The organism is Bradyrhizobium sp. (assembly GCF_035935975.1).
GTDB lineage: Bacteria > Pseudomonadota > Alphaproteobacteria > Rhizobiales > Xanthobacteraceae > Bradyrhizobium.
In genome coordinates this window covers 23718-44712 of record NZ_DASYWN010000049.1, presented here as the reverse complement: position 1 = coordinate 44712, position 20995 = coordinate 23718, and the positions used below count along the sequence as shown (strand labels likewise).

The 20995-nt window shown below is 65.6% G+C and carries 20 protein-coding genes; 10 read left to right on the top strand and 10 right to left on the bottom strand.

The genetic code is table 11. From position 1 onward, the window contains the following. Nucleotide 1: 1 nt before the first annotated feature. Nucleotides 2-922 carry a LysR family transcriptional regulator gene (locus tag VGR99_RS29815; protein ID WP_326903530.1) on the bottom strand — a complete coding sequence of 307 codons (921 nt, stop codon included), beginning with the start codon at nucleotides 920-922 and terminating at the stop codon, nucleotides 2-4. A gap of 139 nt (nucleotides 923-1061) precedes the next feature. On the opposite strand from VGR99_RS29815, the gene VGR99_RS29810 reads away from it, so the two are divergent. The 6 genes from VGR99_RS29810 to VGR99_RS29785 are packed head-to-tail and all read left to right on the top strand — an operon-like array spanning nucleotide 1062 to nucleotide 5631. Next, nucleotides 1062-2078, top strand: coding sequence for an ABC transporter substrate-binding protein (locus tag VGR99_RS29810; protein WP_326903529.1), 1017 nt, complete (start codon nucleotides 1062-1064; stop codon nucleotides 2076-2078). Next, nucleotides 2075-2815, top strand: coding sequence for a pyrimidine utilization protein B (rutB, locus tag VGR99_RS29805; protein ID WP_326903528.1), 741 nt, complete (start codon nucleotides 2075-2077; stop codon nucleotides 2813-2815). Before VGR99_RS29810 ends, rutB begins: the two co-directional genes overlap by 4 nt. Next, entirely contained in the window at nucleotides 2812-3198 is a 387-nt protein-coding gene (rutC, locus tag VGR99_RS29800) for a pyrimidine utilization protein C (RefSeq protein ID WP_326903527.1), read from the top strand. Before rutB ends, rutC begins: the two co-directional genes overlap by 4 nt. Before the next feature lies 1 nt (nucleotide 3199). Continuing rightward, on the top strand, nucleotides 3200-4000 hold the full coding sequence (locus VGR99_RS29795; protein WP_326903526.1) for an ABC transporter permease: 801 nt from the start codon (nucleotides 3200-3202) through the stop codon (nucleotides 3998-4000). Between the two features lie 33 nt (nucleotides 4001-4033). Next, nucleotides 4034-4825: a pyrimidine utilization protein D gene (gene rutD, locus VGR99_RS29790; RefSeq protein ID WP_326903525.1), complete on the top strand. Its 792-nt coding sequence runs from the start codon at nucleotides 4034-4036 to the stop codon at nucleotides 4823-4825. Next, nucleotides 4822-5631, top strand: a complete 810-nt coding sequence (locus VGR99_RS29785) for an ABC transporter ATP-binding protein (protein WP_326903524.1) — start codon at nucleotides 4822-4824, stop codon at nucleotides 5629-5631. Before rutD ends, VGR99_RS29785 begins: the two co-directional genes overlap by 4 nt. A gap of 9 nt (nucleotides 5632-5640) precedes the next feature. Here VGR99_RS29785 and VGR99_RS29780 read toward each other — a convergent pair whose 3' ends face one another. Both VGR99_RS29780 and VGR99_RS29775 read right to left on the bottom strand, forming a co-directional pair. Further along, the gene (locus tag VGR99_RS29780) at nucleotides 5641-6621 is read right to left on the bottom strand and encodes a tripartite tricarboxylate transporter substrate binding protein (protein WP_326903523.1); all 981 of its coding nucleotides are present in this window, start codon (nucleotides 6619-6621) and stop codon (nucleotides 5641-5643) included. Nucleotides 6622-6651: 30 nt separating this feature from the next. Then, nucleotides 6652-8292 carry an FAD-dependent oxidoreductase gene (locus tag VGR99_RS29775; protein ID WP_326903522.1) on the bottom strand — a complete coding sequence of 547 codons (1641 nt, stop codon included), beginning with the start codon at nucleotides 8290-8292 and terminating at the stop codon, nucleotides 6652-6654. 110 nt (nucleotides 8293-8402) lie between these two features. Between VGR99_RS29775 and VGR99_RS29770 the strand changes: the two genes are divergently transcribed. From VGR99_RS29770 to VGR99_RS29755, 4 genes are all read left to right on the top strand, one after another. Next, a complete protein-coding gene (locus VGR99_RS29770; protein ID WP_326903521.1) occupies nucleotides 8403-9323 on the top strand; it encodes a LysR family transcriptional regulator in 921 nt (306 codons plus the stop codon). Between the two features lie 205 nt (nucleotides 9324-9528). After that, nucleotides 9529-10599 (top strand): HlyD family secretion protein, encoded by a 1071-nt coding sequence (locus VGR99_RS29765; protein WP_326903520.1) that lies wholly within the window; start codon nucleotides 9529-9531, stop codon nucleotides 10597-10599. Next, nucleotides 10596-12926 carry an ABC transporter permease gene (locus VGR99_RS29760; RefSeq protein WP_326903519.1) on the top strand — a complete coding sequence of 777 codons (2331 nt, stop codon included), beginning with the start codon at nucleotides 10596-10598 and terminating at the stop codon, nucleotides 12924-12926. The genes VGR99_RS29765 and VGR99_RS29760 overlap by 4 nt, the downstream gene beginning before the upstream one ends. Beyond that, complete coding sequence (locus VGR99_RS29755; RefSeq protein ID WP_326903518.1) at nucleotides 12913-13881, top strand: HlyD family secretion protein; 969 nt, start codon at nucleotides 12913-12915, stop codon at nucleotides 13879-13881. The genes VGR99_RS29760 and VGR99_RS29755 overlap by 14 nt, the downstream gene beginning before the upstream one ends. Before the next feature lie 26 nt (nucleotides 13882-13907). On the opposite strand, the gene VGR99_RS29750 is transcribed toward VGR99_RS29755, so the two are convergent. The 7 genes from VGR99_RS29750 to VGR99_RS29720 all read right to left on the bottom strand — a co-directional run bounded on the left by VGR99_RS29750 (nucleotide 13908) and on the right by VGR99_RS29720 (nucleotide 20981). Then, a complete protein-coding gene (locus VGR99_RS29750; protein ID WP_326903517.1) occupies nucleotides 13908-14783 on the bottom strand; it encodes an ABC transporter permease in 876 nt (291 codons plus the stop codon). Further along, the gene (locus VGR99_RS29745; protein ID WP_414645200.1) at nucleotides 14780-15607 is read right to left on the bottom strand and encodes an ABC transporter ATP-binding protein; all 828 of its coding nucleotides are present in this window, start codon (nucleotides 15605-15607) and stop codon (nucleotides 14780-14782) included. Before VGR99_RS29745 ends, VGR99_RS29750 begins: the two co-directional genes overlap by 4 nt. Before the next feature lie 2 nt (nucleotides 15608-15609). After that, a complete protein-coding gene (locus tag VGR99_RS29740; RefSeq protein WP_326903515.1) occupies nucleotides 15610-16659 on the bottom strand; it encodes an ABC transporter substrate-binding protein in 1050 nt (349 codons plus the stop codon). Continuing rightward, the gene (gene leuB / locus VGR99_RS29735) at nucleotides 16659-17798 is read right to left on the bottom strand and encodes a 3-isopropylmalate dehydrogenase (RefSeq protein ID WP_326903514.1); all 1140 of its coding nucleotides are present in this window, start codon (nucleotides 17796-17798) and stop codon (nucleotides 16659-16661) included. The genes VGR99_RS29740 and leuB overlap by 1 nt, the downstream gene beginning before the upstream one ends. Further along, nucleotides 17795-18430, bottom strand: coding sequence for a 3-isopropylmalate dehydratase small subunit (leuD, locus tag VGR99_RS29730; protein WP_326903513.1), 636 nt, complete (start codon nucleotides 18428-18430; stop codon nucleotides 17795-17797). The genes leuB and leuD overlap by 4 nt, the downstream gene beginning before the upstream one ends. Next, nucleotides 18431-19855 carry a 3-isopropylmalate dehydratase large subunit gene (leuC, locus tag VGR99_RS29725; RefSeq protein ID WP_414645199.1) on the bottom strand — a complete coding sequence of 475 codons (1425 nt, stop codon included), beginning with the start codon at nucleotides 19853-19855 and terminating at the stop codon, nucleotides 18431-18433. Between the two features lie 172 nt (nucleotides 19856-20027). Then, on the bottom strand, nucleotides 20028-20981 hold the full coding sequence (locus VGR99_RS29720) for a LysR family transcriptional regulator (protein ID WP_326903512.1): 954 nt from the start codon (nucleotides 20979-20981) through the stop codon (nucleotides 20028-20030). Nucleotides 20982-20995 lie beyond the last annotated feature (14 nt).

Genomic DNA, 20995 nt, shown 5'->3' with positions numbered 1-20995 from the left:
ATCAGCCGGCAAGCTTCTGGTCGCGGATGGCCTGCGCCCCCGCCAGAATGCCGCGTTGAAGCGCCCGCGCGGCCGGCGAGAGGTCGCGGCCGATGCGCCAGATCAGATAGAGCTCGCGCTCGATCACGGGCTCGACCAGCTTGCGCCAGGTCAGCACGGGATGATCGGCCTCGGGCCACGCCAGACTTGGCAGCGGCGCGACGCCGACGCCAGCCTCGACCAGCGCCAGCAGCGTTGCGGGATGCTCGGCTTCATGGATCGGCGTGCCATGGCCAAGCTCGGCGACACCGCGCTCGATCTCGAGCCGGATGCCGGTGCCGGATGCCATCACCACGAGGCCTGCCTTCGACGCTTCCGCCCAGCTCACCGCGTCGCGCGCGCTGAGCGGATGATCGCGGCGCATCACCAGCGCGAAATTGTCGACGAGCAGGCGTGAGGCATCGAGCTCGGGATCGTCGCCGGGGACGTTGGCAATGCCGAGGTCGACATCGCCGCCGCGCAGCGCCGCGAAGATCTGGTGCCGCGAAATCTCCTTCAGCGTCACCGCCACCATCGGATGCTCGCGCTGGAATGCGGCGAGCACGCGCGGCATCAGCCGCAATGCCACCGACGGCACGCAGGCCACCGTGACGTGGCCGCGGCGATGCTCACGCAAATCGCGCAGATCCTGAAGCTGGCGATCGAGATCGGCGAGCAGGCGCTGGATGCCCGGCATGAAATCCGCGCCGACCTTGCTGAGCTGAAGCTTTCGCGTGGTGCGGTCGAGCAGCCGCACCTGCAGCCCGTCCTCGAGCTGGCGCACGGCCTGGCTGACGGCGGATTGCGACATGCCGAGCGCGCGCGCCGCGGCGCTGAAGCTGCCGGTCTCGACGACGCGGACAAAGGCGCGCAGCTGTTTCAGGTCGAGCTGATCTATCAGCATAACTTATAAATATATCTCTCTATTCCGGATTGTTAATGAAAATCTTCAATGCAAGGATTTTGAGCGAAGACCGGGAATGACCATCAATTGAGCAGATGGCGAGCTAACTCGTTGTTCTGACAAGTCAAAGGACTGGGACGTGATCAACAGACGCGACCTCGTGAAATATTCTCTCCTCGGCGCCGCGACAGCGCCGCTCGCCGGCCTCAGCACGCCCACCTTCGCAGCCGGCAGCAAGGTGGCGATCGCCGAAGCGCTCCGGCTCGGCATGTACAACTCGCTCTATGTCGCCGCCGACAAGGGGCTGTTCGCCAAGCACGGCCTCGACGCCGACCTCTCCACCGCCGGCGGCATCGCGCTGCCGGTGCCGATCCTGCTCTCCGGCCGCGGCCAGATCGGTGTCACCAGCCCGGGCATGTCGGTCAACGCGGTCCGCGAGGGCGGCAAGATCAAGAACATCGCGAAGATCGTCGGCGGCGTGTCGATGTGGGGCATCGCCAAGCCCGACAGCAAGATCAAGACGATCGACGATCTGCGCGGCAAGACCATCGCCACGCTGAAATTCCCGTCCTCGACCATCCAGGTGCCGACCTACGCGATCAAGACCGTCGGCAAGTTCGATCCGAAGGAAGCCGGCGTCACCTTCCTCGAATTGCCCCCGGGCGCGCAGGCCGCCGCGGTGAAGGACGGCCGCGCCGACATCGCCACCGCCTTCGAATGGGATGTCAGCATCGCGGCCGAACAGTTCGGCCTCGTCCCCGTCCTGTCCTTCGCCGACGCGCTCGGCTCGCTCTGCTTCACCACCGCAATGGCGACGGAAGAGACCATCGCGAGCAACCCGGCCGCCGTTCAGGGCTTCTGCAACGCCATCGCGGAAGCGCAGAAGCTGATGCACGAGAACAATTCCGTCTTCACCGAGGTCGCCGAAAAGTACTTCCCGAAGGTTTCTCCGTCCGTCGTCGCGAGCGCGACCAAGAACTTCTTCGGCTCCAGGACAGCAATCCCGCGCAATCCCACCATCTCCGCGGACGAATGGGACCGCGCGATGCAGCTCGAACAGGGCGGCGGCGCGGTGCAGACCGTCCTTCCCTACGCGCTGATGGTGGACAATCGCTTTGCTGAGCAAGCCACCAAGCAGTTCGGTCTCGCATCATGACAGTGAATACCTCTCCCGCGCGCGAGGCGCGCTACGTCACCCTGCCGGCGCGGCCCGAGCCGCTCCGGCTCGCGGTCGATGAGACCGCCGTGGTCGTCGTCGACATGCAGAACGCCTATGCCTCGCCGAGCGGCTATCTCGATCTCGCCGGTTTCGACATCTCCGGCGCCAAGGCCGCAATCACCGCGATCCAGGACGTGGTCAGCGTCGCGCGCGGCGCCGGCGTTCCCGTGATCTTCTTCCAGAACGGCTGGGATGCCGACTACGTCGAGGCCGGCGGCCCGGGCTCGCCGAACTGGCACAAGTCGAATGCGCTCAAGACCATGCGCAAGCGGCCCGAACTGCAGGGCAAACTGCTCGCCAAGGGCGGCTGGGACTATGCGCTGGTCGACGATCTCCAGCCGAAGCCGGGCGACATCGTCGTGCCCAAGACGCGTTACAGCGGCTTCTTCAACAGCCAGTTCGACAGCATCCTGCGCGCCCGCGGCATCCGCAACCTCGTGTTCTGCGGCATCGCCACCAATGTCTGCGTGGAATCGACCCTGCGCGACGGCTTCCATCTCGAATATTTCGGCGTGATGCTGGAGGACGCCACGCATCAGGCCGGGCCCGACTACATCCAGAAGGCCTCAATCTTCAACATCGAAACATTCTTCGGCTGGGTCTCGTCGGCGAGCGACTTCCGCCGCGCCTTTGCCCAGACCGAAGCCGTTCCCACAGAAGAGGACTCGCTATGACCGACCGCGCCATCATTCCAGCAGGCACCCACGCCCCCATCGCCCCGTTCTCGCCGGGCATGATGGCCGACAACACGATCTACGTGTCGGGCACGCTGGCCTTCGATGCCAACAACGACGTCGTGCACGAGGGCGATGCCGCCGGCCAGACCCGGCACATCCTCGAAACCATCAAGCGCGTGCTGGAGACGGCGGGCTCGAGCCTCGCCGACGTCACCTTCAACTCGATCTTCATCACCGACTGGGCGAACTACGGCGCGGTCAACAAGGTCTATGCCGAATATTTCCCGGGCGAGAAGCCGGCACGCTTCTGCATCCAGTGCGGCCTCGTGAAGCCGGCCTGCCTCGTCGAGATCGCCTCGATCGCACACAAGAGGCCGTGAGGTGGCCGTGCTCGACGCTGGCCAGGCTGCGGTGACGGGCGGCACGCGATTCAGGCTTCCCTCCGCACTTCGGATCGCGCTGCTCCAGATCGCGTTGCTGGTGGTGCTGCTCGCAGCATGGGAGCTTGCGATCCGCTTCGGCCTCATCGCCGTCTATCTCTACGGCCAGCCGAGCGGCATCATCGCGAAGGGCGCCAAGTTGATCGCCAGCGGCGAGTTGTTGCGGGACGCGGCGCTCACCGCATGGGAAGCGATCGCGGGTTTCCTGATCGGAACGGTGCTCGGCAGCGCCGCGGGACTGTCGCTGTGGCTGGTGCCGACAGGCGCGGCGGTACTGCGGCCCTACCTCATCGCACTCAACGGCCTTCCGAAGATCGCGCTGGCGCCGCTGATCATCGTCTGGTTCGGCATCGGCCTGTCCTCGAAGATCGCGATCGCCGCGATCATCACCTTCATCGTCGCCGTCATCACCGCGCTGCAGGGCGCCAAGGAGGTCGATGCCGATCTCGTCAAGCTGCTGCGCTCGCTCGGTGCCTCGCGGTGGAAGACCTGGCGCACCGTCATCGTGCCCGGCGCGATGCCGTGGATCGTCGCGGCCTTCCGCCTCAATGTCGGCTTCGCCCTGATCGGCGCGGTCGTCGGCGAGTACATCGCTTCCAAGGAGGGCCTCGGCTACATGATCTACTACGCCGGCGTGCTCTACGACCTCAACGCGGTCTGGGTCGGCATCGCGACGCTGATGGCGGTCGCCCTGCTGATGTACGGCGCGATCGATCTGATCGAACGGCGCCTGCTCTCCTGACCCGACACACAACACTCCAATAGCTGGGACGTCATGGCTTTTGCACGCGGCGAGAACGCCGACATCTATTACGAAATTCACGGGCAAGGCACGCCTATCGTGCTCTCCGCCGGCATGGGCGGCAGCGGCTCGTTCTGGGCGCCGCAGCTCGACGCGCTTGCGCAGCAGCACCAGGTCATCCTCTACGACCACGTCGGCACCGGCCGTAGCGCAGCCAGCAGCCGCAGCATCGCCGGCATGGCCGACGACATCGCCAGCGTGCTCGACCACGCCGGCGTCGATGCGGCGCATGTGGTCGGCCACGCCATCGGCGGCATTGTCGGCATCGAGCTGGCGCTGCGTCACCCCAAGCGTCTGCGCAGCCTCGCTGTCGTCAACGGCTGGGGCCGCGCCGATCCGTTCCTGAAGCGCTGCTTCGAGATCCGGAAAGCCCTGCTCAACCAGTCCGGCCCGCAAGCCTATGTGCGGGCGCAGCCGCTGTTCCTGTATCCGCCGCAATGGATCTCCGAGAACATCGCCCATCTCGATGCCGAGGAAGAGAAGATCCTGAAGCACTTCCCGTCCGTCGCGACGATGAACCAGCGCATCGACATGTTCCTGGCATTCGAGGGCGGCAGGCGCCTCGCTGACATCAACGTGCCGACGCTGCTGTCCTCCGCCAGGGACGACGCGCTGGTGCCGGCCTATCTCACCCGCGAGCTCGCCGCCGCCATTCCTGATGCCCGCGTCCACGAGGTCGATTGGGGTGCGCACGCCTTCAGCGTCGTCACGCCTGAGATTTTCAACGACACGCTGCTCGACTTCTGCAAGGAGGTGGACCGATGAATGCGCTCGCGCAAAATCTCGCGACTTCTGAGCCGATCGTGCTGCGCGCCGAGAATGTCGGCGTCACCTTCGATGGGCAGGGCCGCCCGGTCGAAGCGATCCGTAAGGTGGATTTCGAGCTCCGCCGCGGCGAGACGCTGGCGATCGTCGGGCCTTCCGGCTGCGGCAAGTCCACGCTGTTCAACGCCATCGCCGGACTGCTGCGGCCGACCCGCGGCCATGTCGAGGTCGGCGGTCGCCGCGTCGATGATGCCGCCGGCCATGTCGGCTACATGCTGCAGAAGGACCTGCTGCTGCCGTGGCGCAGCGTGCTCGACAACGTCATGCTCGGCCTCGAGATCCGCAAAACGCCAAAGCCGCGTGCGCGCGAGATCGCACTGGAGCTGATCAAGGCCTACGGCCTCGCCGGCTTCGAGCACGCCAAGCCCGCTGCGCTCTCCGGCGGCATGCGCCAGCGCGTCGCCATCATGCGCACGCTCGCCTTCGACCCTGAAGTGATCCTGCTCGACGAGCCGTTCTCGGCGCTCGACTTCCAGACCCGCCTCCTGATGCAGACCGACGTCTCCCGCATCATCGCCGAGCGCGGCAAGAGCGCCATTCTCGTCACCCACGACATCGGCGAGGCCATCGCCATGGCCGATCGCGTGCTGGTGCTGAGCGCACGCCCGGCCACGGTTCGGTCGATGCACGTGATCGACCTGCCTCGCGCGGGCCGCGACCCCGCCGGCCTGCGTACCGACCCGCAGTTCCAGGACTATTTTGCGAAGATCTGGGCCGATCTGGAGAAGCCGGCCGGCGTGGCGTAACACCTGCGGTTAGTTCGCCTTGATGCCGGCCTCGCCGATGAGCTTGCCCCACTTCGTGCTCTCGCTCTGAATGAAGCTGCCGAACTGCTCAGGCGATGTCGGTGCTGGCTCGGCGCCGAGAGTGCGGATCTTCTCCGCCACCGACGGGTCCTTCAGCGCTTTCACGAAGGCCTCATTCAGTCTGGCGACGATTTCTGCGGGTGTGCCCGAGGGAGCAACAAGCCCGAACCAGCCGACGGATTCGAAGCCCGCAATGCCGCTCTCGGCCAGCGTCGGTACCTTCGGCAGAGATGGAACGCGGCGTGCCGACGACACGCCGATCGCGTTCAGCTTGCCGTCGAGGATCAATTGCATCGACGCCGGGATGTCCAGCACCGCGAAGGGCACGTGTCCCGCGAGGACATCGACCGCAGCCGGCGCCGTGCCGCGATACGGCACCAGCTCCATATTGATGCCGACCTTCTGCGTGAACAGCGCAGCCGTCAAATGCATCGCCGTCGAATTGCCGCCATGGCCGATCGAGAGCGCACCCGGCTTCTCCTTGGCGAGCGCGACCGCCTCCGCAACATTGTGCGCCGGGATATTCCCGGATGCGACCAGCACGAAGGGAATTTCCGCGAGCAGCGTGATCGGCGCCAGATCCTTCAGGGCGAACGGCATCGACGAATTGAGGTGGGGGTTCACCGTCAGCGCGCCCGCCGGCGCAACGCCGAGCGTGTAACCGTCGGGCTTGGCCTGCGCGACCGCGGCCATGCCGATATTGCCCCCGGCGCCGGCGCGGTTCTCGATCACCAGGCTCTGCTTGAGCTCGGCGGTGACCAGCGGCTCGAGCGCCCGGATCACGGTGTCCGCGCTCCCGCCGGGCGGAAAGGTCACGATGATCTTGATCAACTGCTCCGGATAGGCAGCTTCGCTCGCTCCCAGCGGCAACACGGCGAAAATCGCGGCCGTCAGCACAGCCAGCATGCGGCACCTTGCAACGTGAAACACGCTCTCCTCCTTGTTGTTCTTATGAGTTGCTTACGCCGGCGCGCCGGTGAGACGCGCCAACAACGCTTGTGGTTCTTCGGGTGCCGCCTGCCCGCGCCAGGCGATGTGCTGATCGGGCCGCACCAGCACGAGCTTCTCGGCATAGGCGCCGCCAGCCTCGTCCGGCGCGATGTCGACCAACGCGAGCGGAATGCCGCGCTCTGCTGCGGCGGACTGTAATCGCGTCACGTCGACCGACGGGTCGAACCGCAGCAGATTGTAACCCGTGCCGAATGTGTCGTAGAGCGATCGTCCATCGCGCAGGAAAACGTGCGGCGCGCGGGCGCCCGGCACGGTGGAGGGCGTAAAACTGCCCATCGCATAAGGCGGCGGCGTCTCGCCGTCATAGGCGATGATCGGCGAAGCATCGTAGTAATAGCCGAAGTTCAACCCGGCGCAGCAATATTGCTGCACATTCAGATCGTAGGCCGCTCTCGCCAGCGCCGCGCGTGCCGCGTGGCCGCGCGGCGTGTCATCCTCGATTTCCGCTGAGACGCCGCCGCGCTGCGCCATCATCTTCATGGCATGATCCATCGCGAAGCGCGACACCTGGTCGGTGATGGGCTGACGCTCCGCCTCATAGGCATCGAGGATCGAGGCGTGTGCCCAGCCGTTCAGATGCGCCGCCAATTGCCAGCAGAGATCGACGGCATCAGCGATGCCGGCATTCATGCCGTAGCCGGCATAGGGCATCCACAGATGCGCGGCGTCGCCGCAGATGAACACCCTGCGATCGCGAAAACGATCGGCCACCAGCCGGCGCCCCACCCAATCCTCCTTGCTGAGCACCTTGTACTCGAACCGCTCGCCGACGCCGAGGATGGCGCGGATCGACCAGTCGCGATCGACCGAGTCGAACTCGGGCTCGTCGGGCTTGAGGTGATTGTGGATCAGCCAGCGGTCGTGACCGTCGATCGCCACCGTCGTGCCCGAGCGTCGCGGGTTGAGCGAGAGCACCATCCAGGCGGGCTTGTGCGCGCCCATCAGCTCCTTGAGCTGTGGCGCTTCGATGAAGGTCGACTGCACGCGCTGGATCACCGGCGTGCCGGACAGGGTCGCCCCGATCGCCTTGCGAACCAGGGACCGGCTGCCGTCACAACCGATGACAAAGCCGGCCTCGATACGAAGCGTCTCTCCGCTGTCGAGGTTGCGTGCCTGCGCGACCACATGATCGGCGTCCTGACCGATGTCGGTGATCTCCGTGCGCGCCAAAATCGTGATCCGCGGCTGGGCGGCGGCGTGGCTGAACAGGATCGGCTCGAGATAGACCTGATTGATCCGGTGCGGCGGCTCCGGCGTCGGCCACCAGGTATCGGGACCACCGGTGGCGCTGTAGCGGCGCGCGCGGGAGGGAATGTCGATGCGGCAAAGCTCGATACCCGTCGCCGTGGTCCGGTAGGAGCAATCATTCGGGAAGTCGGCTGGAAGCCCGGCATCGCGCAGCTTTGCCGCGACGCCGAGCCTTCGGAAGACCTCCATCGAGCGCGCCGAGACGTGATTGCACTTGACGCTGGGTGGATCGCCGGCGTGGCGGATCTCCGCGACCACGACGTCGATCCCGCGCGAGGCCAGATCCATCGCCGCGGTCAATCCGACCGGGCCGGCGCCCACGATCAGGACCTGTGTCCTCATGCTCGTCTCCATCCCAAAGCCGCGGACTTTGCCGCTGGCAGCATGCATTTTATTGCAGGCTCGCTTATAAGATTAGCCGGAAAGAACTCATCAATTCATGAGCTTTGCCTATGAACGTCACCTTGCGCCAGCTGCGGGCCTTCACCGGCGTGTACCGGACGCGCAGCATCACGCGGGCCGCGCGCGAGCTCGGGATCACGCAGTCCGCCGCGAGCCTCCTGATCCAGCAGCTCGAGGCTCAGCTCGGCGTCAAATTGTTCGACCGCTCCACGCGCTCGGTGCAGCCGACGCCGGCAGCGGACGAGGCTTTTCAGTCCGCCGAACGCATGCTGGGCGATGCGCTCGGCCTGTCACGCCGGATGCGCGACCTCGCGCAGGCGCGCGCCGGTCGCGTCGCGTTTCTGGCCTCGGCCGGTGCCGCCTCAGCGCTGATGCCGCGGGTGCTGGCAACATTCCGCGCCGCCCATCCTGACATCGAGATCGACATGCGCGACATGGCGGCCGACGATCTCGTGCCACGCATGATGTCGACGGACGCGGAATTCGCGATCGGAAGCGTCGAGGGTGAATTCCCCGAGATGACGATCGAGACCCTGACCCGCGGGCGCCTCAGCGCGATCGGCCGGCGCACCGCCGACTTCGCCGCGCGGCGTTCGCTGACCTGGGACGAGCTGGCGGCGTGGCCGACGATCGCGATGCGGCGCGAGACGCGGATCCGCATGCAGATCGATCAGGCGCTGAGCGCGCAGGGCAAGCACCTCGCCCCTACCCATGAAGTGACGCTGATCAACACCGCACTGGCGATGACGGCGCAGGGGCTGGGGCTTGCCATCCTCCCCGCAACGATGCTGCCGGCCGATCAGTTTCCGACGCTGATCGCAAGGCCCCTGGTGCGGCCGGCGATCACGCGACCGGTGTCGCTGCTCCAGCGTGAGGGACGGTCGTTGTCGCCGGCGGCGCAGGCTTTCGTTGCGACGGCACGGACGGTGCTCGCGCCGCAATCCGGACGAGCTTCGGCGGCCTCGGGCTGATCTTGCGGACGTCAGCGACATCAACCGCAGCACCACCGACCAAAAAAGCATCAAAAAATTCAGGCGGATGCAATCGGCCGGTCACATCATCGTGGTGATTGCCGAATCGCCCGATGCGCGCCATGAAAAACATCATCGCGATTGGACAGGGTTTAGTGGCCGCGACATAGTTCACGTCATGGCGCTGAGCGAAGGGGAGCTAGCCATGGACGCGCCGACCTCAGGTAACGAGACGCAAGGCACACCACAAGGCACACCTGAAGCGGCAACTCCGTCGCCGGAGCATGCGCAATCCTCGGCTCGCATTCCCGCGATCATCGTCACCGTCGTTGCCGTCGTCGTCGCCGCACTCTCGATCTATTATCTGCTGCGGCCGGAGCCGCTGCTGGTGCAGGGCGAGGTCGATGCGACGCGGCTCGACATCGCCGCGCGCGTCGATGGACGGGTCAAGGAGATCCCGGCCGAACGCGGCCAGAACGTCACCGCGAACGCCGTGCTGGTCCGAATCGACAATCCGGAGACGGTGGCGAAGCAGGAGCAAGTAAAGGCCGCAAAGGCTGTCGCGGACGCCCAGCTCGCGAACATCATGGTCGGCACGCGCGTCGAGGTCGTCGCCGCCCGAAAGGCGGAGATGGACCGTGCGCAGGCGGCGCTGGTGCTGGCGCAGAAGACTTTTGACCGCACCCGCACCCTGGCCGAGCAGGGCAACGCGCCGCAGGCCCGCCTCGACCAGGCAACCGACGCGCTGCACGAAACCGGACGCTCGGTCGATCAGGCCAAATCCGCCTATGAGCAGGCGGTCAACGGCTACACCAAGGAAGAGCGCGCGATCGCCAAGGCCAATGTCGAGAAGGCCGAGGCCGATATCCAGGGCGTGCAATCGATCATCGACCAGCTCGTTGTCTACGCGCCCGTCGCCTCGCAGGTCTATCAGCGCAACGTCGAGCCGGGCGAATATGTCTCGCCGGGCGTGCCGCTGGTGACCCTGATCAATCTGGCCGAAGTCTGGGTCCATTTCGATCTGCGCGAGGATCTGATCAAGAACCTGAAGGTCGGCGATAAGTTCGACGTTCGCATTCCCGCGCTCAACGACCGCAGCGTCACCGTCGAGGTCAAGCTGATTGCCACCAAGGGTGAATATGCGAGCTGGCGGGCGACGCGCGCGTCGGGTGATTTCGATTTGCGGACGTTCTCGATCCGCGCCTATCCGGTGCAGCCCATCCCTGAGCTGCGGCCGGGCATGAGCGCCTATCTCGACTGGCGGTCGCGGCAATGAAGCTCGCGACCAAGCCCGGATTTCTCCTGGTCGCTCAGCGCGAGTGCCGCTGGCTGCTTCGCGATCGTGTGGCGCTGCTGCTGATCTTCGGCGTGCCGCTGTTCGCGTTCGTCGTGCTCACCGCGGTCTTCAGCCATCCGGTCATCCGCGGCCTCGGCGTCACCATCGTCGACGAGGACAAGTCGGACGCATCGCGCGCGATCGCCGAATTCGTCGCGGCGTCGCCGAGCCTGCGGATCGCCGACCGCTCCGGCAATCTGTCGTCGGCGGTGCAGGACATCAGGGCCGGCCGGGCGATCTCGGCCATCTTTATCCCGCCGGACTTCGAACGCGATCTGAAGGCACAACGGCGCCCGCAGATCGTCGGATTCTATAATCAGCAGTTTCTTACGGCGGCGGGCATCGCGTCATCGGGCCTGAACGATGCACTCTCCGCCGCAGCCAACGCCGGGGCTCCCGCCAGGCGCGCCGCCCCTGCAGCAGCGCCAACGGGAGCGCTCACTGCCGAGACCATCGCACTGGTCAATCCGCAGAAGAACTACGCGCAGTTCCTGTTGCGCGCGTTGCTGCCGACGATCATCCATGTCGTGATCACGCTGGCCGCGGGCTATTCTGTCGGCTCCGAATTCCGCCGCCGCGATGCGCGGGCCTGGCTCGAAAGCGCCGGCGGCGATCCGCTGGTCGCGCTCGCCGGCAAGCTCGCGCCGCTGTTTTTCATCTTCGTCATGATCATGCTGGCCGAACCGCTCGTGCTGGAGGGCGTGCTGCAGATTCCATTCAGGGGAGACCTGCCGCTGATTATCGCGGCCGGCTCGCTCCTGATCATTGCGTACCTCTCGCTCGGTGCCCTGCTGCAGCTCCTCACGCGCGATCTCGCCTCAGGGCTTGGGCTTGCGGGCCTGATCGCGTCCCCCGCGTTCGGCTATGCCGGCGTCGGCTTTCCCACCATCGCCATGAACGCTTTCGCGCAGACCTGGAGCGCGATCCTGCCGCTACGCTGGTACATGGCCGTGCTGCTGGGACAGGCGGCGCGGGGATTGCCCGTCTCCGAATCCGCCGTCCCCTTCGCCGCGCTCGCCGGCCTTGCGATACTCTTCTCGGGTCTGGCCTGGCTGCGCATGGCGAGCCTCAATCGCAGCGGATGGTTTGCGGCGGCGCCGCCTGCCGAGCCGACCGAGACCGCTCCCGCGCCGCGCGGCGTCGGCGGCGCCTTCACCGCCGAGTGGCGGCGCGTGCTCAGCCTGCGAAGCGCCTTCAGCGTGCTGTTCCTGGCTCCGCTGGTCTACGGCATCTATTATCCGCAGCCCTATCTGAACCAGATCCTGCGCAAGCTTCCGATCGCGGTCGTCGACAATGATCTCAGCGAGCTCAGCCGGCGGATTGTCGAGAATCTGGATGCGAGCGGTGCGCTGAGCGTGGTGGTTCGCACCCGCACCGTCGCGGAGGCGCGTGCCGCCATCGATCAGGGCAAGGCCTTCGCGGCCGTCGAAATCCCTGAAAATACCGAGCGCGATGTGCTCAAGGGCATCACCGCGCACCTGCCGATCTACGCGGATGCCACTTACCTCTTCATGTTCAGGTCGACGGCGAGCGGCGTCGCCACGGCAATCGGCGCATTGACCTCTGACCTCGTTTCGCGCGGCGCGCGCTCGGACGGCAGCCTCGTCAAGGCAAAGCTCGCGAGCGCGAGCCCGGCCGACGTTCTGCTGCAACCGATCTTCAACCCGGTCGGCGGCTATGCGAGCTACATTGTGCCCGCGGCCTTCATCCTGATCCTCCAGCAGACGCTGCTGATCGGCACGGCGATGCTGACCGGCACGGCGCTGGCTTCGCCCGGAGGGGCATTCGCCGGCGTGCTTGGACGCGGCGTCGCTCATCTGACCATCTACCTTCCGGTGCTCGCGCTCTATCTCATCGTGCTGCCGCGCATCTACGGCTTCTCGACGCTTGGCCATTTGCCGGAGGTTTTTGCGCTCGCCACCATCTTCCTGCTGGCGACGAGCTTCATGGGGCAGGCCGTCGGCGCATGGTTCACGCGGCCGGAAAACGCGACCCTCCTGCTGCTCGCAACCAGCCTGCCGCAGTTCTTCACCGCGGGCTTCGCATGGCCGCGCGAAGCGATCCCGGAAGCGGCGCGGGCCCTGGGGCAGCTGTTTCCCGCGGATCACGCCATCGACGGCATCGTCCGCATCAACCAGCTCGGTGCTGGCATCCATGACGTCGCGCATGATTGGCTCGGATTGTGGTGCCTGGCGCTCGGTTATTTCGCACTCGCCGTGATCTCGGCATTTGCCGTCAGGAAAGGACAGAGACATGTCCAAGGCTAGGCCTGCCGCCATCGGCGCGATTGCGCTCCTGCTCGTCGCGGGCGCCGTCGTCTACGCGACGCGACGCCCCGCATCGCCACCGGCCCTCGTCGGTGTCGTGCGCGCGACCGAGATCAGGGTCGAGCCGGAGGTGAACGGTCAGCTCGTGTCGATCGCGGTCGCGAAAGGCGCCCATGTGAAGGCAGGCGACGTCCTGGCAAAACTGTCGGCGGTGGAATTGACCGCGCAGGCCGATCAGGCCCGGGCAGCGCTCGGCTCGGCCGTCGCGAGCCGCGACCACGTCTATGCCGGTATCCGCCGCGAGCAGGTCGATTCCCTGAAGGCCGCGATCGCCAAGGCGAGCTCCCGCCTCGATTATGTGCAGGCGCAGCTCACGCGGACCAGCACGCTGGCGCGCCAGAGCTTCGAGTCGCAGCAGGCGCTCGACCAGGCCGAGAACGACGTCGCGGCCGCGCGGGCCGATGTGACGCAGGCCCAGGCCAATTACGATGCCGCAGTCGCAGGCCCGACGCGGGAAGAGCGCGCGATCGCGGATGCACAGGTGCAGGCCGCGGCCACTGCGGTCACGGTGCTGGAGCGGCGGCTCGACAAGATGATCCTGCGCGCGCCGGCCGATGGCGTGGTCAGCGTCATCGCCGCCGAAATCGGCGAGAATGTGCGCGCCGGCCAGCCAATCCTGATGGTCGAGGCCGAAGGCAAGCAATGGCTCTCGTTCAACGTCCGCGAGGATCATCTCGGCGCGCTCGCGATGGGAAAGACGGTGAACGTGCTGCGCAATGGTGACGCAGCCGCCATCAAATCCATCGTCACCGAGCTCCGGCCGATCGGCGTCTTCGCAACCTGGCAGGCCGAACGCGTCGTCGGCGACCACGACCGCAACACGCTTCGCCTGCGGCTCGATCAGGACGGCCCGCAAAAGGCGCTCGAACCGGGGATGACGGTCTGGATTGAGTGACGCGTTACAGCGCGCTGTTGTCAGGGCTATTCCGCGAGATTGTGCTGCTGCCAGCGCAGCAGATAGGCCTGCAGGCGCCAGATCAGCGCGGATAGCGCGACACCGACCAGCATCAGGACGATGACGGCGACCATCATGCCCGAGGCCTCCGCGCGCGCTTCGGACTCGATGATCAGGCGCCCGATCCCCCGTTCCGCGCCGATGAACTCGCCGACGATCACCCCGATCAGGGCGAAGGAAATCGCAGGCGTCAGCGAGGCGAAGACCCAGGCCATGGTCGAGGGGATGACCACCGTGCGGGTGATCTGCCACTCGCTGGCCCCGAGCAGCCGCGCCGCATTGACAAAGCCCTCGTCGATCGAGCGCGCGCCTTCGAACGTATTGAAGAAGACGAGGAAGACGACGACGATCCACGAGGTCACGACCTTCGAAGTGTCGCCGATGCCGAAGGCCAGCACGATGATCGGCGCCAGCGCGATACGGGGAATCGAATTCACCGCCGTGATGAACGGCTGGAAAATGGCGCTCAGCCGGTCCGAACGGCCCAGCACGAGCCCCGCGGCAAAGCCGCTGCTGACGCCGGTCACGAAGCCGAAGAACGTGTTCTTCAGCGTGACCGCGGTTGCGATCCAGAGATTGTTCTCGGAACGCGCCATGCAGCGCGCGAATTCGCCATTGAACCAGCCGTTGAACACGCCGAGCTTCGACTTGAGGCAGCTCAGGATCAGGAAATGCTCGAAGATGTCTGAAGGCCTGGAGATGAAGTAGGGGTCGAGCAGATCCGGCACCAGCCAGGGAAGGCGGTCGTGCAGAGAGTATCCCCACTGCCAGATTGCCAGGAAGCAGAGGCAGATCAGCGCCTGCCATGCCAACGTCCTGCCCGCGTGGCGCGCTCGTCTCATGGCTTACGGCCCTTGATGAACTCCTCGCCGAGCGAGTGCCAGATCAGCTGAAACAGCTCGGCATAACGCGGCGTCTCGCGGATCTTCACGGCATTGCGCGGGCGGGCGAAATCCACCGCAAAACTCTCCTTGATCCGGCCGGGTCGCGCGGAAAACAGGATGATGCGATCCGCCAGCGTCAGCGCCTCGCCGAGATCGTGGGTCACGAACAGCACGGTCTGCTGCTCGCGTTCCCAGATGCGCAGCAGCACATCGTGCATGTCGATCTTGGTGTGGGTGTCGAGCGCGCCGAACGGCTCGTCCATCAGCAGAACCTGCGGCTCGACGACCAGCGTTCGCATCAGGGCTGCGCGCTGGCGCATGCCGCCCGACAAGGCGGAAGGGTAGGCGTTGCCAAAATCCTGCAGCCCGGCCTGCTTCAGGCAGGCATTGATGCGTTCCTTGCGCTCCGCCATTGGAACGCCGGCCAGTTGCAGGCCGTAGCCGATGTTGTCGGCGACAGTGCGCCAGGGAAACAGGGTGTCGCGCTGGAACACATAGCCGACATCAGGCGTCGCCTGTCCGTGAACGACGGGCTTTCCGTCAATCAGGATCTGGCCACTGGTCGGCTTGACCAGTGTCGCGATCATGTTGAGGACGGTGCTCTTGCCCGAGCCTGACGGCCCCAGCAGGGCGACGAACTCGCCGCGCCGGACACTGAAGGAAACGTCGCGCACCGCCTCGATGGCGGTGCCCGCCAACTGGAAGGTCTTGCACAATCCGCGCACGTCGATGCGCTGCGTCTCGGGCGACGCGTCAGCCTGCGGCGCGTGTAATGCCTGCACGCTCAAGCCGGATAGGCCTTGCGCGCCGCTTCGATGAAGCTGGTGTTGACGACGTCAGCCATCGCGAGCGGCTTGATGCCGGTCATTTCTCGGAACCAGACCTTCTGGCCGCGCGCAAAGCTCTCGGCATCGATGATGCAGTCGTAGTCGGTGACCTTCTTCATGACGCCGATGTCGAAAAGGTTCGCATCGCGCGAGGTGCTTCCGACATAAGGCTCGATCGCATCGTAGATCTCTTCGGGAGAGTGTCCCTTGATCCACTGGGTAGCGCGCCACAGCGCCGTGACGAACGCCTGCATCTTCTGAGGGTCCTTGTCGATGCTCGACTGCAGCGTGAAATGCGACGTCACCGGGACCTTGCCGCCGATATATTTGGCCCAGACCGCCTCGTCCGTTCCATCGAACAGCAGTGCGCCCCAGCCCTGTTCGACCGAATCCTTCAGGATCGAAGGCGAGTTGATGAGGACATCGACCTGTTTCGTTTTCAACGTGCCCATCATGGTGTCGACATTGCCGGTGCCGATCCAGGTCACCTTGTCGTCCAGTCCCATGGTTTCCATGTAGTAGGAGGCCCAGACATGATTGGTGCCGCCCAGCGACGACACCGAGACGATCGGCTTGCGTCCGTCGGGCCGCTTCCACTTCGCCAAAGCCTCGAGCGTGGTGATGCCCTGATCGAACAGGTCCTTGCGGATGATGAAGATCGCGGCGTTGCTGCGGGTATCGACCGGCATCAGGACGCGCGCGCTACGGCCGTGATTGCTGAGCTGCATCGGGTGGGTGATGTCGCCGATGCCGATATCGCCCTGGGAGGAAGCAATGATCTCGCGCGTCTTCACGCCGCTGCCGCCCTGGATCAGCCTGCAGTCGAGGCCGGCATCCTTGAAGAAGCCGACCCGGTCGGCGACGAATTGGGACTGGTAGACCGGAATGGCTACCGGATAGATCACGCGGCCGGAGGGGGTATCCGCCCACGCCCGCCCTGCCGCCATGGAGGCACCCGCGCCGGCGACGATCGTCAGCGCGGACCGTCTGGTGATCCTGGTCCCCATCACGCGTGCTCCCTCTCCTTGTCGACCACCTTGTCGAGCGCGTTCAGCACCGCATCGCCCATCTCCTGGGTCGACAGTCTTTTTGCACCGGGTTCGGCGATATCGGCCGTTCTTGCGCCACCAGCGAGGGCCGTATCCACGGCCTTCTCCAGCAGCGTGGCATCATCGGGCCGATTGAGGGTGATGCGCAACATCATTGCGACGCTGAGAATCGAACCGAGCGGGTTGGCGATGCCCTTGCCCGCAATGTCAGGCGCGCTGCCATGAACCGGCTCATAGAGCGCCTTGCGACGCCCCAGCCGGTCCGGCGGCCCGAGCGAGACCGACGGCAGCATGCCGAGCGAGCCGGATGCCATCGCCGCACAATCGGAGAGGATGTCGCCAAAAATATTGCAGGTCACCATGACGTCGAATTGCGACGGCGCCCGCACGATCTGCATCGCAGCATTATCGACGTAGAGGTGCGTCAGCTCCACATCGGAGAATTCGGCTTGATGCAGCGCCGTGACCTCCTCGCGCCACAGCACGCTGGTCTCCAGCACATTGGCCTTGTCGACCGAGCAGACCCGGCCCTTGCGCGTCCGCGCCAGCTCGAACGCGGTTCGCGCCACCCGGCGGATCTGGCTGGTGGTGTATTGCTGGGTATTGAAGCCGCGGCGCTGGCCGTCCGGCAGCGTTTCGATGCCGCGCGGCTCGCCGAAATAGATGCCGCTGGTGAGCTCGCGGATGATGATGAAGTCGACGTCTTTCAACACCGACGCCTTCAACGGCGCGGAATCCGCCAGTGCCGGGTTGGCGACGATGGGCCGGAGATTCGCATAGAGATCGTACTTGCTGCGCAGCGACAGCAGGCTTCCCGCCTTGCGCGCGGCAGGAGGAACCTCTGTGGTCTCCGGGCCGCCCGTCGCACCCCAGAGGATCGCGTCAGCCTCCTCCATTGCCTCGACGGTGTCATCCGGCAACACCTTGCCCTGCGCGAGATAGGGGATCAGTCCGTATTGCGCCTCGCGCAGCGCCACGGGAACGCCGCGCCGGGCCGAGAACCATTTGAGAATGCGATGGGACTGGTCGGTCACTTCAGGGCCGATGCCTTCACCACCGACCACAGCCACCTTGATCATGTTCGAGAGCGTGTTCATGCCTGTTGTCCTGCAAAATGAATCCACGGCCGCGCGGTGCGGTCGGATGCCTGGAAGGCGCGGATCTCCTGATCCCGCCGCAGCGTCAGCGAAATCTCGTCGAGCCCCTCGAGCAAACCCGCGCGCCGGCGCGGATCGATCTCGAAACTGTGCCTTGTCCCCGACGGCGAGGTGACCGTCTGCTCCTGCAGATCGACACTGAGGCGTCCCGCGCCCTGGCTCGCCTCGATCTCCGCGGAAAGGCTGTCGATGACGGCCTTGTCCAGCACCACCGGCAGAATGCCGTTCTGGAAGCAATTGGCGAAGAAGATGTCGCCGAAGCCGGATCCGATGATGGCGCGGATCCCCATTTCCTGAAGCGCCCACACCGCCGCCTCGCGCGACGAGCCGCAGCCGAAATTCGGACCCGTCACCAGGATCTCCGCCGCGCGATATGGCTCGCGGTTCAGGATGAACGCGGGATTGTCCGAACCATCGGGCAGATAGCGGAGCGAACCGAACGCCCATTTGCCGAGACTGCCGCGGACGGAATTCCCGATCATGCGGTTGATGCTGATAATGACGTCCGTATCGACATTGGTGCGCATGATCGGCGCGGCTGTCGCCGTCAGCTGGGTGAAGGGCTGCGCCATCTACCTCTCCAGCATTCGGACATCGGCGATGGCGCCGGACACCGCCGCCGCCACGGCCATGGCCGGGCTCGCCAGATGGGTGCGGGCACGCGGTCCTTGCCGGCCGATGAAATTCCGGTTCGACGTCGACACCGAGCGCTGGCCCGGCGGCACGGTTTCGCCGTTCGCCGCAAGGCACATCGAGCATCCGGGCTCGCGCCATTCGAAGCCCGCGTCGATGAAGATCCTGTCGAGCCCCTCCGCGACCGCATCGCGTTTGACAGTCTCCGAACCCGGCACGACCCAGGCCCGCACGCCCGGCGCCACCTTGCGGCCGCGCGCGACCTCGGCCGCGGCTCTGAGATCGCTGAGGCGACTGTTGGTGCAGGAGCCGATGAAGACCCAATCCACCGGTGTGCCCGCGATCGGCGCGCCCGGCTTGAGACCCATATAGTCGAGCGCGATCTCGATCGCGCCGCGGCGCGCGGGATCGGCAATGTCGGCGGGATCAGGGATGCGGCCGTCGACGCCGAGGACATGCTCCGGACTGGTGCCCCAGGTGATCTGCGGGATGATGGTTGTGACGTCGATCGACACCTCGCGATCGAACATTGCGTCGCTGTCGCTGCGAAGCGTCCGCCACGCCGCGACGGCCCGGTCCCACATCTCGCCTTGCGGCGCATAGGGGCGGCCGCGGATATACGCAAACGTCGTGTCGTCCGGCGCGATCAGGCCCATCTTGGCGCCGAGCTCGACCGACAGATTGCAGATGGTGAGCCGGCCTTCGATCGGCATGTCCCTGATCGCACTGCCGGCATATTCGACGGCATAACCGGTGCCGCCGGCGGCGCCGATATGGCCGATCAAGGCAAGGATGAGATCCTTCGCCGTCACACCGAACGGCAGTTTGCCGTCGAACGTCACGCGCATCGTCCTGGGCCGGCGTTGGATGATGGTCTGGGTCGCCAGCACGTGCGTGAGCTCGCTGGAGCCGATGCCGAAGGCGAGCGCGCCGAGCCCGCCATGGGTGCAGGTATGGCTGTCGCCGCAGACGATCAGGCAGCCGGGCAGGCTGAGACCAAGCTCGGGACCGATGACATGGACGATGCCCTGCCCGGGCTGGTCGATGTCGAACAACTGAATGCCGCTGGCCGACGTCTCGACCCGCAACGCCGCCAGCAGTTCCTGCCCGGTCTTGATGGTGCCGGCACGCCCGGACGCCGTCGAAATCGCATGATCCGGCGTCGCGAAGGTCAGTTCGGGATTATGGACCGGAAGGTTGCGGCTTTTGAGGTCGATCAGCCCGCGCGAGCCGCCGAGGTCATGCAGCAGATGGCGATCGACATGAAGCAGATCGGTGTCATCGCTGACCTCCGCGATGACATGCTGGTCCCAGATTTTGGCCAGCAGCGTGCGACCACGCGTGTCCACGATCCGTCCTCCCATGTTTCGGCATCTGACGTGCCGTATGGCCGCCGATCATGCCGATCGACAGCGATGTTGGGAAGCAGGATAAAAGTCCGTTCCGGAAAAGTGCAGTGACGGTTGGGCAGCGGGCCATCGCGCCACGCGATGGCTGGACTTTGTGCTGGCCTTGGCGCGGGCCTTGGCGCGCCGGCTAACCTCGGCCCCGCACGATCGTCAGCCGGTCGGAGACGCCGTCCGTGGTGAGACGCGCATCGTCATGGATCCGCAAATGGTCGACCAGCAGCTTTGTGACCGGCGGCAGCGAATTGTAATCGCGCACGCCCATGACGAGCTTGCGCGATGCCCACGGCTCGTCGAGCGGCACGGTGACGAGGCTGTCGACGCCATAGCGGCCCTGGACGATCTCCAGCGGCACGACGCCGACCCCCATCCTGGCATCGATGACGCGGAACAGCGCATCGAAGCTGCTGACGCGGACGCGCACCTTGAGGTGCTGCCCGAGCGCTGCGGCGGCCCCGACGCACAGCGTCTCGATCGAGCTGCCCTTCTCCAGGCTGACGAAGTCGAAATCGACCAGATCGCGGAAGCGAACATTGCCGCGACCGGCCAGCGGATGATCGCGCGTGACCAGCGCGACCAGGCTGTCGCTGCGATAGGACAGCAATTCGAGATCCTGCCCGTCGATGTTGCCGCCGAAAATGCCGATATCGGCCCGGTTCTCGACCACCGCACGCACGATCGCGGGGCTGAGATCCTCCTCGATGTCGATGCGGACCAGCGGATGCCGTTCCAGGAACAGGCTGAGCTCGTCCGCCAGGAATTCGAGGATCGCGGACTTGTTGGCACAGACCCGGATCAGCCCGCGCGTGCCCTGCCGGTACCCCGTCAGCTCGGTCTCGAGCCTGCTCAAATTGCCGAGGATGATGCGGGCGTGCTCGAGCAGGGCAAACCCGGCCGGCGTCGGCTCGATCCCCTTGGAATGACGATGCAGCAGCTCGACCTGGAAACGGTCCTCGATATCAGAGATGCGGCGGCTGACCGCAGACGCGGCGATGTTCTTCTTCTCCGCCGCCTTCGCGATGCTCTGCTCCTCGACGATCGCCACGAATAGCTGCAGCGTCAGGAGATCGATTTTGGCCGTCATCGGGGAGAACCTCG

Excerpts from the sequence above, each read along its gene's own strand:
- VGR99_RS29815 (WP_326903530.1), bottom strand. The coding sequence starts at position 922 with ATGCTGATAGATCAGCTCGACCTGAAACAGCTGCGCGCCTTTGTCCGC.
- rutB (WP_326903528.1), top strand. The coding sequence starts at position 2,075 with ATGACAGTGAATACCTCTCCCGCGCGCGAGGCGCGCTACGTCACCCTG.
- rutC (WP_326903527.1), top strand. The coding sequence starts at position 2,812 with ATGACCGACCGCGCCATCATTCCAGCAGGCACCCACGCCCCCATCGCC.
- rutD (WP_326903525.1), top strand. The coding sequence starts at position 4,034 with ATGGCTTTTGCACGCGGCGAGAACGCCGACATCTATTACGAAATTCAC.
- VGR99_RS29785 (WP_326903524.1), top strand. The coding sequence starts at position 4,822 with ATGAATGCGCTCGCGCAAAATCTCGCGACTTCTGAGCCGATCGTGCTG.
- VGR99_RS29775 (WP_326903522.1), bottom strand. The coding sequence starts at position 8,292 with ATGAGGACACAGGTCCTGATCGTGGGCGCCGGCCCGGTCGGATTGACC.
- VGR99_RS29770 (WP_326903521.1), top strand. The coding sequence starts at position 8,403 with ATGAACGTCACCTTGCGCCAGCTGCGGGCCTTCACCGGCGTGTACCGG.
- VGR99_RS29765 (WP_326903520.1), top strand. The coding sequence starts at position 9,529 with ATGGACGCGCCGACCTCAGGTAACGAGACGCAAGGCACACCACAAGGC.
- VGR99_RS29760 (WP_326903519.1), top strand. The coding sequence starts at position 10,596 with ATGAAGCTCGCGACCAAGCCCGGATTTCTCCTGGTCGCTCAGCGCGAG.
- VGR99_RS29755 (WP_326903518.1), top strand. The coding sequence starts at position 12,913 with ATGTCCAAGGCTAGGCCTGCCGCCATCGGCGCGATTGCGCTCCTGCTC.
- VGR99_RS29750 (WP_326903517.1), bottom strand. The coding sequence starts at position 14,783 with ATGAGACGAGCGCGCCACGCGGGCAGGACGTTGGCATGGCAGGCGCTG.
- VGR99_RS29740 (WP_326903515.1), bottom strand. The coding sequence starts at position 16,659 with ATGGGGACCAGGATCACCAGACGGTCCGCGCTGACGATCGTCGCCGGC.
- leuB (WP_326903514.1), bottom strand. The coding sequence starts at position 17,798 with ATGAACACGCTCTCGAACATGATCAAGGTGGCTGTGGTCGGTGGTGAA.
- leuD (WP_326903513.1), bottom strand. The coding sequence starts at position 18,430 with ATGGCGCAGCCCTTCACCCAGCTGACGGCGACAGCCGCGCCGATCATG.
- leuC (WP_414645199.1), bottom strand. The coding sequence starts at position 19,855 with ATGGGAGGACGGATCGTGGACACGCGTGGTCGCACGCTGCTGGCCAAA.
- VGR99_RS29720 (WP_326903512.1), bottom strand. The coding sequence starts at position 20,981 with ATGACGGCCAAAATCGATCTCCTGACGCTGCAGCTATTCGTGGCGATC.